9 protein-coding genes are annotated in these 14,413 nt (G+C 70.9%); 5 read left to right on the forward strand and 4 right to left on the reverse strand.

All coding sequences use genetic code 11. From position 1 onward, the window contains the following. Positions 1-4: 4 nt before the first annotated feature. A complete protein-coding gene (locus ACZ7KF_RS13670) occupies positions 5-1,648 on the reverse strand; it encodes a site-2 protease family protein (RefSeq protein WP_471072997.1) in 1,644 nt (547 codons plus the stop codon). Positions 1,649-1,827: 179 nt separating this feature from the next. Here ACZ7KF_RS13670 and ACZ7KF_RS13675 point away from each other — a divergent pair, with 179 nt between their 5' ends. Next, positions 1,828-2,937, forward strand: coding sequence for a RecB family exonuclease (locus ACZ7KF_RS13675; protein ID WP_471073000.1), 1,110 nt, complete (start codon positions 1,828-1,830; stop codon positions 2,935-2,937). Between the two features lie 53 nt (positions 2,938-2,990). Continuing rightward, positions 2,991-3,662 (forward strand): response regulator transcription factor, encoded by a 672-nt coding sequence (locus tag ACZ7KF_RS13680; RefSeq protein WP_365703869.1) that lies wholly within the window; start codon positions 2,991-2,993, stop codon positions 3,660-3,662. A 234-nt stretch (positions 3,663-3,896) separates the two neighbouring features. Here ACZ7KF_RS13680 and ACZ7KF_RS13685 read toward each other — a convergent pair whose 3' ends face one another. From ACZ7KF_RS13685 to metH, 3 genes are all read right to left on the reverse strand, one after another. Then, positions 3,897-5,501: an ABC transporter substrate-binding protein gene (locus ACZ7KF_RS13685; RefSeq protein WP_471073004.1), complete on the reverse strand. Its 1,605-nt coding sequence runs from the start codon at positions 5,499-5,501 to the stop codon at positions 3,897-3,899. Positions 5,502-5,963: 462 nt separating this feature from the next. Continuing rightward, positions 5,964-6,665 carry an HAD family hydrolase gene (locus tag ACZ7KF_RS13690; protein WP_471073007.1) on the reverse strand — a complete coding sequence of 234 codons (702 nt, stop codon included), beginning with the start codon at positions 6,663-6,665 and terminating at the stop codon, positions 5,964-5,966. A gap of 112 nt (positions 6,666-6,777) precedes the next feature. Beyond that, on the reverse strand, positions 6,778-10,293 hold the full coding sequence (metH, locus tag ACZ7KF_RS13695; RefSeq protein ID WP_471073009.1) for a methionine synthase: 3,516 nt from the start codon (positions 10,291-10,293) through the stop codon (positions 6,778-6,780). A 310-nt stretch (positions 10,294-10,603) separates the two neighbouring features. Between metH and ACZ7KF_RS13700 the strand changes: the two genes are divergently transcribed. The 3 genes from ACZ7KF_RS13700 (at position 10,604) to glpK (ending at position 14,408) form a co-directional block, all read left to right on the forward strand. Next, on the forward strand, positions 10,604-11,368 hold the full coding sequence (locus ACZ7KF_RS13700) for an IclR family transcriptional regulator (protein WP_471073012.1): 765 nt from the start codon (positions 10,604-10,606) through the stop codon (positions 11,366-11,368). 626 nt (positions 11,369-11,994) lie between these two features. Next, positions 11,995-12,789, forward strand: coding sequence for an MIP/aquaporin family protein (locus ACZ7KF_RS13705; RefSeq protein WP_225822096.1), 795 nt, complete (start codon positions 11,995-11,997; stop codon positions 12,787-12,789). An 80-nt stretch (positions 12,790-12,869) separates the two neighbouring features. Next, positions 12,870-14,408 (forward strand): glycerol kinase GlpK, encoded by a 1,539-nt coding sequence (gene glpK / locus ACZ7KF_RS13710; protein WP_471073016.1) that lies wholly within the window; start codon positions 12,870-12,872, stop codon positions 14,406-14,408. The last annotated feature ends 5 nt before the right edge of the window (positions 14,409-14,413 follow it).

A 14,413-nucleotide genomic window follows, 5' to 3' on the forward strand; every position in this document is an offset into this window, starting at 1 on the left:
ACCACTACGGGGTGGGCCTGGCCATGGCCTTCACGAAGGCGCGCTCGACGTCGGCCGCCGACAGGACGCCGTAGATCTCGCCGGTCTCCTCGACCACGAGGTACTCGGTGGCCGGGGCGGCGCGGAGGGCGTCCAGCAGGTCTTCTCCCGCCAGCTCGGCGGAGACGCGCATGCCGTCGGTCAGGTCCTGGGCGAGGCCGCTGACGGCCACCCAGGGGCGGCGGTGTTCGGGGACGCCGACGATGGCGGCCTCGCGGACGAGGGAGAGCGGGTTGCCGTCGGCGTCCACCACGACGAGGGCGCGTGCTCCGGCGGCGTTGGCGCGGCGCAGCGCCTCGGAGAGCGGGGTGTCGTTCTCGACGGGTACGGCCCGGCGGGTCAGGGTGCGGGCGCGGAGTTCGGGGAGGTGCTCGCGCAGGCGGGCCATGCGGAGGCTGTTGCCGGCGCCGGTCCAGATGATCGCCGCGAGGATGGCGGCGAGCAGGGCGTCGGTGACGGTGTCCATGCCGCCGACGTCCTCGTTGCCGCCGCCGAGGGCGCCGGAGGAGTTGAGCAGGGGCAGGCCGATCAGGACGGAGACGGCGAGGGCGCGGCCGACCCAGGCGGCGGCGATGGTGCCGCTCATCGGTTTGCCCGTGAGTTTCCAGATGACGGCGCGGAGCATGCGGCCGCCGTCGAGGGGCAGGCCGGGGAGGAGGTTGAAGATCGCCACGATGAGGTTGGAGATCATGAGGCCGGCGAGGAGCACCCCGGGGACGGTGCCGGGTTCGACCGGTTTCATGGCGAGGTAGAACAGGCCGGCCAGCACGAGGGAGAGCAGGGGCCCGACGAAGGCCAGGACGAATTCGCGGCCCGGGGTCTCGGCTTCCTTCTCGATCTCCGAGACACCGCCGAAGAACTGGAGCTGGATACGGCGCACGGGGAGCTTGAAGCGGATCGCGGCGACCGTGTGGGCCAGCTCGTGGACCAGGACGGAGGCGTAGAAGGCGACGGCGAAGAAGAGGGAGACGAGGTAGCGGGCGGCGCCCAGCTCGGGCAGGACGCGGTCGAGCTGTCCGCCGAAGACCCAGGTGATCAGGGCGGCGACGAGGAACCAGCTGGGTGCGACGTAGACGGGGACGCCGAAGGGGCGCCCCATGAGGATGCCCCCGCCGGGTTCCTTGCGCCGCGGCTCGGGCGGCTGCCCCTTGGCGATGCCGGAGTGGGCGAGGGAACGGTGGTCGGGGGCGGCGTCGTGGCCCTGGTGGTCCGGCTCGGCCGGGCCCTGCGGGCGGGCCGGGCCGTCGGCGCCGGCGGGCCGGGGCGCGGCCGGCGGACGGGCCGGGCCTGGTGCGGCGGCCTGGCCGGGGTGCTGGGGCGCGCTGTCCGGGGTGGGCTCGGGGGCCGGGCCGGATGTGCCGGGTGCGCCGTCCGCGGGGGGCTCGTCGGGTGTGGCGGGGTCTCGCTCTTCCGCCGTCGGGCCGGGGGGCTCGGTGCTGCTCGCCTCGGTCCCGGCGGGGGGCGGGGCGGGGTGGCGGGGTGCCGGGGGCTGGGGTTCGGGGCCGGGGTGGTCGGTGGGTCCGGCCGCCGGGGCCGTAGCGTCCGTCGAGTGCCCGGCCGGCTCGTCGTTGCCGGACCGCGGCTGCCCGCTCCCGCCGCTCACGTCCACGGTTTCCCCTCGTTCGAAGCGTCTTCCGCACCTGCCGGGCGGAAGGGTCTCTGGTCGATGGTATGCGGCCTTGGTGGCACGTTTCGCCCCGGCACCCCTTGTGTTTGCCCCGGGCTCGGGTGGCTGACGCCGGCCGGGGACTGGGTCACTGTCAGTGGTGGGCCGTATGGTCTGTGGACATGGACAGCAGCATCGACGAGGCAGCGCCCCTGCCCGGGGGCGGGATCGGCGCGGACGGAGCGGCGGCCGATCCGGCGGGCGGCGCCCTCGGGAGCGGTGCCGGGGAGAGCGGTGCCGGGGGCACGGGCGGCCCGGCGTCGGGCGACGACAGCGACGGTGGCGGCGACGCAGCGCGCCCCGGGGACGCGGCGCCGGGACGAGCGGTGGCCGGGGAAACCGTGCCCGGGCAGGCGGTGGGGGGCGTGGCCGAGCCCGGGGAAGCCGTGGCCGGGAAGCGGGGTGCCGTCGCGCCGACCTCGTTGTCGCCGTCCCGAGCGAGTGACTTCATGCAGTGTCCGTTGCTGTACCGGTTCCGGGTGATCGACCGGTTGCCGGAGAAGCCGAGCGCGGCGGCGACGCGGGGCACGCTGGTGCACGCCGTGTTGGAGCGGCTGTTCGACGCGCCCGCCGGCGAGCGGACCGCGCCGCGGGCCAAGGCGCTGATCCCGGGACAGTGGGACCGGCTGCGGGAGAGCCGCCCGGAGGTGACCGAGCTGTTCGCCGACGACCCGGACGGAGAGCGGCTCGCCGGGTGGCTGGCCGAGGCCGAGCGGCTCGTGGAGCGCTGGTTCACGCTGGAGGACCCGACGCGGCTGGAGCCGGCCGAGCGGGAGCTGTTCGTGGAGGCCGAGCTGGACTCGGGGCTGCGGTTGCGCGGAATCATCGACCGGGTGGACGTGGCGCCCTCGGGCGAGGTGCGGATCGTCGACTACAAGACGGGCAAGGCCCCGCGCCCGGAGTACGCCGAGGGCGCGCTGTTCCAGATGAAGTTCTACGCCCTGGTCGTCTGGCGGCTGAAGCGGGTCGTGCCGCGCCGGCTGCAGCTGGTCTATCTCGGCAGCGGGGACGTGCTGACGTACGACCCGGTCCTCGCCGACCTGGAGCGGGTGGAGCGCAAGCTGCACGCGTTGTGGGAGGCCATCAGGCAGGCGACGGAGACGGGGCACTGGCGGCCGCGGCCGACCAAGCTGTGCGGCTGGTGCGACCATCAGGCGCACTGCCCGGAGTTCGGCGGCACTCCCCCGCCCTACCCGCTGCCGGTGGGCGGGGCGGAGTCCGGGACGGTGTGAACCGGCGGACCGGCGCAGGGCAGAATGGGGCCGGACTAGCGAAGGAGTGTCCCGTGGCCATCCGCGTCCTACTGGTCGACGACCAGCCCCTGCTGCGTACCGGTTTCCGGATGATCCTGGAGGCGGAGCAGGATCTCGCGGTCGTGGGTGAGGCCGGTGACGGTCTGCAGGCCCTCGACCAGGTACGAGCCCTGCAACCGGATGTCGTGCTGATGGACATCCGGATGCCGCGGATGGACGGCGTCGAAGCCACCCGGCAGATCACCGGGCCCGGCCGGGACGGCCCGGCGAAGGTGCTGGTGCTGACCACGTTCGACCTGGACGAGTACGTGGTGGAGGCGCTGCGCGCCGGGGCCAGCGGGTTTCTGCTCAAGGACGCGCCGGCCGACGAGCTGGTGCAGGCGATCCGGGTGGTGGCGGCCGGTGAGGCCATGCTGGCGCCGAGCATCACGCGGCGGCTGCTGGACAAGTACGCCACGCATCTGCCGTCCGGTGAGGAGCCGGTGCCGGACACCCTGCACACCCTCACCGACCGTGAGGTGGAGGTGCTGAAGCTGGTGGCGCGTGGGCTGTCGAACGCCGAGATCGCGGCGGATCTGTTCGTCAGCGAGACGACGGTGAAGACGCATGTGGGGCATGTCCTCACCAAGCTGGGGCTCCGGGACCGGGTGCAGGCGGCGGTGTACGCGTACGAGAGCGGTCTGGTGCGTCCCGGCGCGCAGTAGCCGGCCGGGTGGCAGCGGTCGCAGGACGAGGGGCGCCCCTCCCGTGTGCGGGAGGGGCGCCCCGTGCCGTGTCCGGCGTCGTCAGCCGCTCCCGTGCCGTGGCCGGCGGTCAGCTGCTCCAGGTCGCGCGTCTTCACTTGGGGGGTCCTGCCGTCACTGCGCGGGCCCGGGCCAGGCGTCGCTGGTCCCGGGCCCCGGGGCCGGGTCGTGCTCGGCCCCGGGTGCGGGGAGACGTCAGTCGCTCACGCCGCGGCTGAGCTCCCACAGCTGAAGCGTGGAGGAGGAGTTGAGGGCGTAGGCCACGCCCGTGATGTCGTCGCGGGCGGCGACGTACTGCTTGCCCTGCCACAGCGGCAGGAGCGGGACGTCCTCGGCGACGGTGTCCTGGATCTCCGTCAGGCTCTTGGACGCGCCGAGCCGGTCGGCCTCGCGGCGCGACTGCGGGATCAGCGACCGCTGGATGGTGTTGTTGGAGTACGGCAGGCCGAGGAAGTTGTCCTTGTCGAGGAACGGCGCCAGGAAGTTGTCGGCGTCCGGGAAGTCGGGGAACCAACCCATGCCGTAGACGTCGTACTCGCCCTTCCGCTCGGCGGGGCGGAAGGTGGACCAGTTGTGGCCCTCGATGGAGGCGTCGAACAGGCCGCTGCCGTTGAGCTGCTTCTGCAGCACCTCGAACTCCTGCTTGGTGGCCGAGCCGTAGTGGTCGGTGGTGTAGTGCAGGGTCAGCTTCACCGGGGTGGTGATGCCGGCCTTGGTCAGCAGGGACTTGGCCTTGTCGACGCTGGGGTTGCCGTACTTGTTGAAGAACGAGTTGGAGTGGCCGGTGACGGTGGCCGGGACCAGCGAGTACAGCGGCTCGGCCTGGGTGCCGTAGACCTTGGAGACCAGCTCGCCGCGGTTGATGAGCTGGGCCATGGCCTGGCGTACGGCCTTGGACTTGACCGTGGACGCGGTGGTGTTGAAGGCCAGGTAGCGGATCTCCAGGCCCGGCATGTCGACCAGGTCGACGTTGTCGTCGCTGCCGGCGTCCAGCTTCTGGATCTGCGCGGGCGACATGGTGCGGGTCATCACGTCGATGTCGCCCTTGTCGATCGCCTCGCCCATGGCGTCGGCGTCGGTGAAGGCGCGCAGTTCGACCTTGCCGTTGTTCACCTGCACGCTGCCCTTGTAGGAAGGGTTCTTGGTGAAGGTGGCGCTGGCGATCGCGTCGTCCTTGACGTCGGCCTTGAAGGTGTACGGGCCGGAGCCGTCGATCTCGAAGCCGTCCCGGAGCTTGTCCTTCGCGTAGTCCGCGGGGTTGACGATGCCCGCGACCGGGGTGGACAGCTTGTACGGGAAGGTGGCGTCGGCCGTCTTCAGGTGGAAGACGATCTCGCGGTCACCCTGCGTCTCGATGGTGTCGATGGTGTTCAGCAGGGCGGAGGGACCGCCCTCGGCGTTGATGCGCAGGACACGCTCGATGGAGTACTTGACGTCCTTGGCGGTCACCGGGTCGCCGCTCGCGAACTGCAGGCCCTCGCGCAGCTTGCAGGCGTAGCGTTCGCTGCCGCTGTCGGTGAAGGAGCAGCTCTCGGCGGCGTCCGGCACGGGTTCGCCCTCGCCCTTGGGCTGCGCCATCAGGGTCTGCACGGACTGGCGCAGGATGTTCCAGGTGCCGACGTCGTAGGCGTAGGCCGGGTCGAGGGGTGCCGGGGCGTCCTTGGTGGCCGTGAACTGGTCCGTGGTACCGACGACGATGGCGTCACCGCTCTTGCTCCCGCTGTCGGATCCGCCGCACGCGGCGAGAACCGGGGTGAGCAGGCCGGCCACCGCCGGCAGCACCAAAGTCTTGCGGTTCATGCGGGAGTTTCTCCAGAGCTGTTCGGGTCCGTGTATCCGGCATGCAGGGGTGGTGCGGCGGATCACGGGGGTACTAGGCGATGTTCTCGCGACGAGATTAGTCCGCGCTCGCAGGGGGGTTCACAGCCGCGTGAGTTGACCCCTCATCACGCAGTGGAACCGGTCGCGGACGCACCGAAAACCCGACAGCGGCAGGATTAGTGCAGCTTCCCATCAATCGGGACACAAGGTCACGCCGAAAGTGGGGGATCGGGGCCGGTCAGCACACTTGGCCAACGTTGTCGAGCCCCCTTGGCGTGGGGAACGTCACACCGCCAACTGTGTGGCCGGTCAGTGGAATTCGGCCGCGCGGATCGCGCCGAATTCCACTCGGGTGTACTTCCCCGGATATATGTCCAGCGCGGCCATTGGGCTTTGCGCTCCCCCGGTCTCACCGGGCCCGGGGATACCGCCCGTGAACGGCTAGTGCATTTCCGTCATCAGACCCCGCAGAAATGCCAGGTCGACCTCTTCCAGGGAGGAGACCACCGTGCGTCCCGCGGCCGGACCGATGGGGGCGACGGAGGGTACGGCGACCACGCGGCAGCCCGCGGCCTCGGCGGCGGCGACCCCGGTCGCGGTGTCCTCGACCACGGCGCACCTGGCCGGTTCCGCGCCGAGTCCCGCGGCGGCGAGGAGGTACGGGTCCGGGAAGGGCTTGGTGCGCGAGACCTCGTCCCCGGCGATGGAGAGGGCGAAGTGGTGCGGGCCCAGCACGGACAGCACGCGGTCGATGATGCGCCGGTGGGAGGCGGAGACCAGGGCGGTCGGGGTCTCGGACTCGTACAGCTCGGCGAGCAGCCGGGCGGCGCCCGGCATCAGCGGCAGGGCGCGGCCGATGCGGTCCTCGAACCCCTCGTTGAGCAGGACCGTGAGCTGGGCGAGGGTGATGTCGGCGCCGGTGGCCTCGATCAGGAAGCCCGCGCTGCGGGTCATGGGGCCGCCGACCACGACATGGCGCCAGGTCTCGTCCAGGGGGTGTCCGAGGGAGGCGAAGACCTCCACCTCGACGTCCCACCAGAAGCCCTCGGTGTCCACCAGGGTGCCGTCCATGTCGAGGAGTACCGCCTGCAGAGCAGAGCCTTCGGCCGTACGGGTTCCGAGCGCGGGGACCGTGCTGGTCATCCGGGCGCACCTCCTTGGGGACGACCAGGCCGGCTCCCGGACAGGGAACCGGCCTGCGGTGGACCGATAAGTGTACGACTTATCCGATCAGTGTGCGGGGGTGCGACACACGTCACCGTGCGTTGAAGTACTTCGCCTCCGGGTGGTGGATCACGATCGCGTCCGTGGACTGCTCGGGGTGCAGCTGGAACTCCTCGGACAGGTGGACGCCGATCCGCTCGGGCCGCAGCAGGTCGGCGATCTTGGCGCGGTCCTCCAGGTCGGGGCAGGCGCCGTAGCCGAGGGAGAAGCGGGCACCCCGGTACTTCAGGGCGAACATGTCCTCCATGTCGGCCGGGTCCTCGCCGCCGAAGCCGAGTTCGGCCCGGACGCGGGCGTGCCAGTACTCGGCGAGCGCCTCGGCCAACTGGACGGACAGGCCGTGCAGTTCGAGGTAGTCGCGGTAGGAGTTGGACGCGAAGAGCTTGGCGGTCTCCTCGCCGATGCGCGAGCCGACGGTGACGACCTGGAGGCCGACCACGTCCGTCTCGCCCGACTCCTCCGGGCGGAAGAAGTCGGCCAGGCACAGGCGCCGCCCGCGGCGCTGGCGCGGGAAGGTGAAGCGGGTGCGCTCGTTGCCCTGCTCGTCCAGGATGATCAGGTCGTCGTCCTTGGACACGCAGGGGAAGTAGCCGTGGACGACGGCCGCTTCGAGGAGGTTGTCGGTCTGGAGCCGGTCGAGCAGGCCGCGCAGCCGGGGCCGGCCCTCGGTCTCGACCAGTTCCTCGTAGGTCGGCCCCTCGCCGGTGCGGGCCTGCTTCAGCCCCCACTGGCCCTTGAACAGCGCGCCCTCGTCCAGCCAGCTCGCGTACTCCTTGAGCTGGATGCCCTTGACGACCCGGGTGTCCCAGAACGGCGGGGTGGGCACGGGGTTGTCGACGGCGACGTCGGAGCGGACGTGCCCCGCCTCGGGCAGCTCCTCGACCTGGACGGCGGCCGTGGCCCGAACCCGGCGCTGCTTCAGCTCGGGCAGCTTCGCCCCGGGCAGGCCGCGCTTGACGCCGATCAGGGCGTCCATCAGGCGCAGGCCCTCGAAGGCGTCGCGGGCGTAGCGGACCTCGCCCTGGTAGATCTCGTGGAGGTCCTGCTCGACGTAGGCCCGGGTGAGGGCGGCGCCGCCGAGGATGACCGGGAAGCGGGCGGCGAGGCCGCGCTGGTTCAGCTCCTCCAGGTTCTCCTTCATGATCACCGTGGACTTGACCAGGAGCCCGGACATGCCGATGACGTCGGCCCGGTGCTCCTCGGCCGCCTCCAGGATCGCGGAGACCGGCTGCTTGATGCCGAGGTTGACGACGTTGTAGCCGTTGTTGGACAGGATGATGTCGACGAGGTTCTTGCCGATGTCGTGCACGTCCCCGCGGACGGTCGCCAGCACGATGGTGCCCTTGCCCTCGGCGTCCGACTTCTCCATGTGCGGTTCGAGGTGGGCGACGGCGGCCTTCATGACCTCGGCGGACTGCAGGACGAACGGCAGCTGCATCTGTCCGGAGCCGAACAGCTCGCCGACGACCTTCATGCCGTCCAGCAGGGTCTCGTTGACGATGTCGAGCGCCGGACGGTCCTGGAGGGCCTCGTCCAGGTCCCGCTCCAGGCCGTTGCGCTCGCCGTCGATGATCCGGCGCTTGAGCCGCTCCTCCAGGGGCAGCGCGGCCAGCTCCTCGGCCTTGCCGGCCTTCAGGGACTTCGCCGTGGCGCCCTCGAAGAGCTGCATGAGCTTCTGGAGGGGGTCGTAGCCCTCGGCACGGCGGTCGTAGACCAGGTCCAGGGCGGTGGTGACCTGCTCCTCGTCGAAGCGGGCGATCGGCAGGATCTTGCTCGCGTGGACGATCGCCGAGTCCAGGCCCGCCTTGACGCACTCGTCCAGGAAGACGGAGTTCAGCAGGATGCGGGCGGCCGGGTTGAGGCCGAAGGAGATGTTCGACAGGCCGAGTGTGGTCTGGACGGCCGGGTGCCGCCTCTTCAGCTCGCGGATCGCCTCGATGGTGGCGATGCCGTCCTTGCGGGACTCCTCCTGACCGGTGCAGATGGTGAAGGTCAGGGTGTCGATGAGGATGTCCTCCTCGTGGATGCCCCAGTTCCCGGTCAGGTCCGCGATCAGCCGTTCGGCGATCTCGACCTTCTTCTCCGGGGTGCGGGCCTGGCCCTCCTCGTCGATGGTGAGCGCGATCAGGGCGGCGCCGTGCTCGCGCGCCAGCTTGGTGACCTTGGCGAACCGGGAGTCGGGGCCGTCGCCGTCCTCGTAGTTCACGGAGTTGATCACCGCGCGGCCGCCGAGCTTCTCCAGGCCCGCCTGGATCACGTCGACCTCGGTGGAGTCCAGCACGATCGGCAGGGTGGAGGCGGTGGCGAAGCGGCCGGCCAGCTCCTCCATGTCGGCGACGCCGTCCCGGCCGACGTAGTCGACGCACAGGTCGAGCATGTGCGCGCCCTCGCGGATCTGCTCCCGGGCCATCTCCACGCAGTCGTCCCAGCGGGCCTCCAGCATGGCCTCGCGGAACTTCTTGGAGCCGTTGGCGTTGGTGCGCTCACCGATGGCCAGGTAGGAGGTGTCCTGGCGGAACGGGACGGTCTGGTAGAGAGAGGCGGCGCCGGGCTCGGGGCGCGGCCGGCGCTCGGGCGGGGTGACGCCCCGGACCCGGTCGACGACCTGGCGCAGGTGCTCGGGCGTGGTGCCGCAGCAGCCGCCGATGAGGGAGAGACCGTAGTCGCGTACGAAGTTCTCCTGGGCCTCGGCCAGGCCCTCGGGGCCGAGGGGGAAGTGGGCGCCGTCCTTGGTCAGGACCGGCAGACCGGCGTTCGGCATGCACAGCAGCGGGATGCGGGAGTGCCGGGTGAGGTAGCGCAGGTGCTCGCTCATCTCGGCGGGGCCGGTGGAACAGTTCAGGCCGATCATGTCGATGCCGAGCGGCTCCAGCGCGGTGAGCGCGGCGCCGATCTCGGAACCGAGGAGCATGGTGCCGGTGGTCTCGAAGGCCATGGAGACGAGGAGGGGGACCTCGACGCCGAGGGCGTCCATGGCACGGCGGGCGCCGAGGACGGAGGCCTTGGTCTGGAGGAGGTCCTGGGTGGTCTCCACGATCAGGGCGTCGGCGCCGCCGCCGAGGAGGCCCTCGGCGTTGCTCTGGAAACCGTCCCGGAGGGTCACGAAGGGCACGTGGCCGAGGGTGGGCAGCTTGGTGCCGGGGCCGATGGAGCCCAGGACCCAGCGCTGCCGGCCGTCGCCGGCGGTGTACGCGTCGGCCGCCTCGCGGGCGATGCGGGCACCGGCCTCGGACAGTTCGTGGACGCGGTCGGCGATCTCGTACTCCGCCATGGCCGCGTGGTTGGCCCCGAAGGTGTTGGTCTCGACGCAGTCGACGCCCACGGCGAAGTACGCCTCGTGGACGGAGCGGACGATGTCGGGGCGGGTGAGGTTGAGGATTTCGTTGCAGCCCTCGAGGTTCTGGAAGTCCTCGAGGGTCGGCTCCTGGGCCTGGAGCATCGTGCCCATGGCTCCGTCGGCGACCACCACACGGGTGGCGAGCGCCTCACGGAGCGCGGACACACGGGTCCGGCTGTCGGCGGAAGGGGTCGTTGGCGACGAGGCCATGTAGGGGCTCCCTGAGATGCGACGGCTGTCGGCTATGCGGCTGCCCCCGCCAGCGGGGGTGCCGCACGGCGCCAGCGTAACCGGGAGTCGGCTTGGATGGGCACCGGCGTCCACGAGACGGACACGGGTGGCCCGGATGCCGCGTCCACGTGGCGGACGCGCGTGGCCCGGATGCCACGCTCGGGTCACGTGTGATGTAACAGGTGTCGTCCGACCATTAGCGGTCGGTCGGCATGGACCGGTAGTGTTCGACATTGCCGAACGGTGACTTCGCCGTGTGGGCAGTCGAGGGGACGGAGGCAGGACGGCGATGGCACGGAACATCCAGTCGCTCGAACGGGCGGCGGCGATGCTGCGGCTGCTCGCGGGCGGCGAGCGACGGCTCGGCCTCTCGGACATCGCCTCGTCACTGGGCCTCGCCAAGGGCACCGCCCACGGCATCCTGCGCACCCTCCAGCAGGAGGGGTTCGTGGAGCAGGACGACGCCTCCGGCCGCTACCAGCTGGGCGCGGAGCTGCTGCGCCTCGGCACCACGTACCTGGACGTGCACGAGCTGCGGGCGCGCGCCCTGGTGTGGACCGACGATCTGGCCCGGTCCAGCGGCGAGAGCGTCTACCTGGGGGTCCTGCACCAGCAGGGGGTCCTGATCGTGCACCACGTCTTCCGGCCCGACGACAGCCGGCAGGTGCTGGAGATCGGGGCCATGCAGCCGTTGCACTCCACGGCGCTGGGCAAGGTGCTCTCGGCGTACGACCCGGTGGCGCACAGCGAGGCGCTGGAGGCCGACCGCAAGCCCTTCACCGACCGCACGGTGTGCGACCCCGGCGACTTCGAGCGGCTCCTCGACGTCACGCGCGCGCGTGGCTACGCGGCCGACGTGGAGGAGACCTGGGAGGGCGTGGCGTCGGTCGCCGCCCCCATCCACGACCGGCGCCGCATGCCCGTGGGCGCGGTCGGCATCACCGGCGCCGTGGAGCGGCTGGGCCGGGACGGCGAGCTGCGCCCGGAGCTGATCGCGGCGGTGCGGGACTGCGCCCGCGCGGTCTCCCGGGACCTGGGCGCCGGGCGGTTCTGAACGGCGGCGGCCGAGCCGCCGCACAGCGCCGGGACCCTCGAGAAACGCGGCGAGCGCCGTGCGCCTCCGGAGCGCCCTCGCCTGGAACGCCGCCGTGCGCGCCTGGAGCGCCATGCGCGCCGTGCGCACCGCGAGCGCCGACAACCGCAGTCGCCCTGAGATCCCCGGGCGTCCTGAGATCCCCGGGCGCCCTGGGGGCCCCTGGCTTCCGCGGCCCCGAGAATCCCGGGCATCCGCAGGTGTGCCGAGCACGTCCGACGGCGGAGAGCGCCCGGCGCGGCCACCACTGCCGGTACGAGCGGAACGCCGGGACGCCAGGCGGCGCCCCGGCTGTCGATCTACCCTTAAATGGACAAATGGGCTAGATCGTACGTCGGCGCACGAAGGTCGATAACCCGCAGCGATCAATAACGATCCTGTTTTCGATAACAGAACTCTTGACGCACGCGTAACGCCGAAGCAAGACTCCCGTCCATCGGTCGGCATTGTCGAACACCTACCGGCAATACGCGCTAGAGTGTGACAACGCCAAGGGCCGGCATCGCTCTCACCCCCGAGGGCGCCAGAACCACCGGAGGGACCCGGGGTTCGGGCTTACCCCTGGACGAAGGACAAAGGAGTCGCGGGTGTCCAGCTCCGACATCTTCATCGGCGAGACCATCGGTACCGCCATACTCATCCTGCTCGGCGGCGGCGTCTGCGCCGCTGTCACGCTGAAGGCCTCCAAGGCCCGTAACGCCGGTTGGCTCGCCATCGCCTTCGGGTGGGGCTTCGCCGTCATGACGGCCGTGTACATCTCCGGACCGCTGTCCGGTGCCCACCTGAACCCGGCCGTCACCGTCGCCCTGGCCATCAAGGACAGCGACTGGAGCAACGTTCCGACCTACTTCGCCGGCCAGCTGCTCGGCGCGATGATCGGCGCGGCCCTGGTGTGGGTCACCTACTACGGCCAGTTCCAGGCGCACCTGACCGACAAGGAGATCGTCGGCGGTCCGGGCGCGCAGGCCACCACCGCCAAGGCGGTCGAAGCCCAGGAGAAGGGCGCCGGCCCGGTCCTCGGCATCTTCTCCACCGGTCCGGAGATCCGGAACGCGGTGCAGAACCTCGCCACGGAGATCATCGGCACCGTGGTGCTGATCCTCGCGGTCCTCACCCAGGGCCTGAACGACAAGGGCAACGGCCTCGGCATCCTCGGCGGTCTGATCACCGCGCTCGTGGTGGTGTCGATCGGTCTCTCGCTCGGCGGCCCGACGGGCTACGCGATCAACCCGGCCCGTGACCTGGGTCCGCGCATCGTGCACGCCCTGCTGCCGCTGCCCAACAAGGGTGGTTCCGACTGGAGCTACGCCTGGATCCCGGTGGTCGGTCCGCTGATCGGCGGCGCGATCGCTGCAGGCATCTACAACGTCGCCTTCGCTTAAAGAAGTCTCGCCGAAGCACCGAGTCTTCCAGCACGCGCCGTACTACAGCCTCATCACCACGGATCTTTCAGGAGCACACAGTGACCGACGCCCACACCGCAGGCCCCTTCATCGCGGCGATCGACCAGGGCACGACCTCCTCGCGCTGCATCGTCTTCGACAAGGACGGCCGCATCGTCTCCGTCGACCAGAAGGAGCACGAGCAGATCTTCCCGAAGCCGGGCTGGGTCGAGCACAACGCCAACGAGATCTGGACCAACGTCCAGGAAGTCGTCGCCGGAGCCATCCAGAAGGCCGGCATCACCCGCGACGACATCAAGGCCATCGGCATCACCAACCAGCGCGAGACCACCGTGCTGTGGGACAAGAACACCGGTGAGCCCGTCCACAACGCCATCGTCTGGCAGGACACCCGCACCGACGGCCTCTGCCGCGAGCTGGGCCGCAACGTCGGCCAGGACCGCTTCCGCCGCGAGACCGGCCTCCCGCTGGCCTCGTACTTCTCCGGCCCCAAGGCCCGCTGGCTGCTCGACCACGTCGACGGTCTGCGCGAGCGCGCCGAGGCGGGCGACATCCTCTTCGGCACCATGGACACCTGGGTCATCTGGAACCTGACCGGTGGTGTCGACGGCGGCAAGCACGTCACCGACGTGACCAACGCCTCCCGCACCCTGCTCATGAACCTGCACACCACGGAGTGGGACGAGAAGATCGCCGAGTCCATCGGCGTCCCGCTGGCGATCCTGCCGGAGATCCGCTCCTCCGCCGAGGTCTACGGCGAGATCACCGGCGGCCGGCTCGGCGACCTGCTCGGCGGCATCCCGGTCGCCTCCGCGCTCGGCGACCAGCAGGCGGCCCTGTTCGGCCAGTGCTGCTTCGCCGAGGGCGAGACCAAGTCGACCTACGGCACCGGCACCTTCATGGTGATGAACACCGGCGACAAGATCATCAACTCCTACGCCGGTCTGCTGACCACCGTCGGCTACAAGATCGGCGAGCACCCCACGGTCTACGCCCTGGAGGGCTCGATCGCCGTCACGGGCTCCCTGGTGCAGTGGATGCGCGACCAGATGGGCCTGATCTCCACCGCCGCCGAGATCGAGACGCTCGCGCTCTCGGTCGAGGACAACGGCGGCGCCTACTTCGTGCCGGCCTTCTCCGGCCTGTTCGCCCCGCACTGGCGCTCCGACGCCCGCGGTGTGATCGCCGGTCTGACCCGGTACGTGACGAAGGCGCACCTCGCGCGCGCCGTCCTGGAGGCCACCGCCTGGCAGACGCGGGAGATCGCCGACGCCATGGTCAAGGACTCCGGCGACGAGCTGGTGGCGCTCAAGGTCGACGGCGGCATGACCGCCAACAACCTGCTGATGCAGACGCTCGCCGACGTCCTCGACGCGCCGGTGGTGCGTCCGATGGTCGCAGAGACCACCTGCCTCGGCGCCGCCTACGCCGCCGGCCTCGCCGTCGGCTTCTGGTCCAGCACCGACGAACTGCGCGCCAACTGGCGCCGGGCCGCCGAGTGGACCCCCCGCATGGACGCGGAGACCCGCGACCGTGAGTACAAGAACTGGCTCAAGGCCGTCGACCGGACCATGGGCTGGATCGAGGACGAGAGCTGAGCGCC

Source organism: Streptomyces sp. NPDC038200 (assembly GCF_055600785.1).

Coding starts and splice junctions, on each gene's coding strand:
- ACZ7KF_RS13675 (WP_471073000.1), top strand. CDS start 1,828: ATGGACAGCAGCATCGACGAGGCAGCGCCCCTGCCCGGGGGCGGGATC.
- ACZ7KF_RS13685 (WP_471073004.1), bottom strand. CDS start 5,501: ATGAACCGCAAGACTTTGGTGCTGCCGGCGGTGGCCGGCCTGCTCACC.
- ACZ7KF_RS13690 (WP_471073007.1), bottom strand. CDS start 6,665: ATGACCAGCACGGTCCCCGCGCTCGGAACCCGTACGGCCGAAGGCTCT.
- ACZ7KF_RS13700 (WP_471073012.1), top strand. CDS start 10,604: ATGGCACGGAACATCCAGTCGCTCGAACGGGCGGCGGCGATGCTGCGG.
- metH (WP_471073009.1), bottom strand. CDS start 10,293: ATGGCCTCGTCGCCAACGACCCCTTCCGCCGACAGCCGGACCCGTGTG.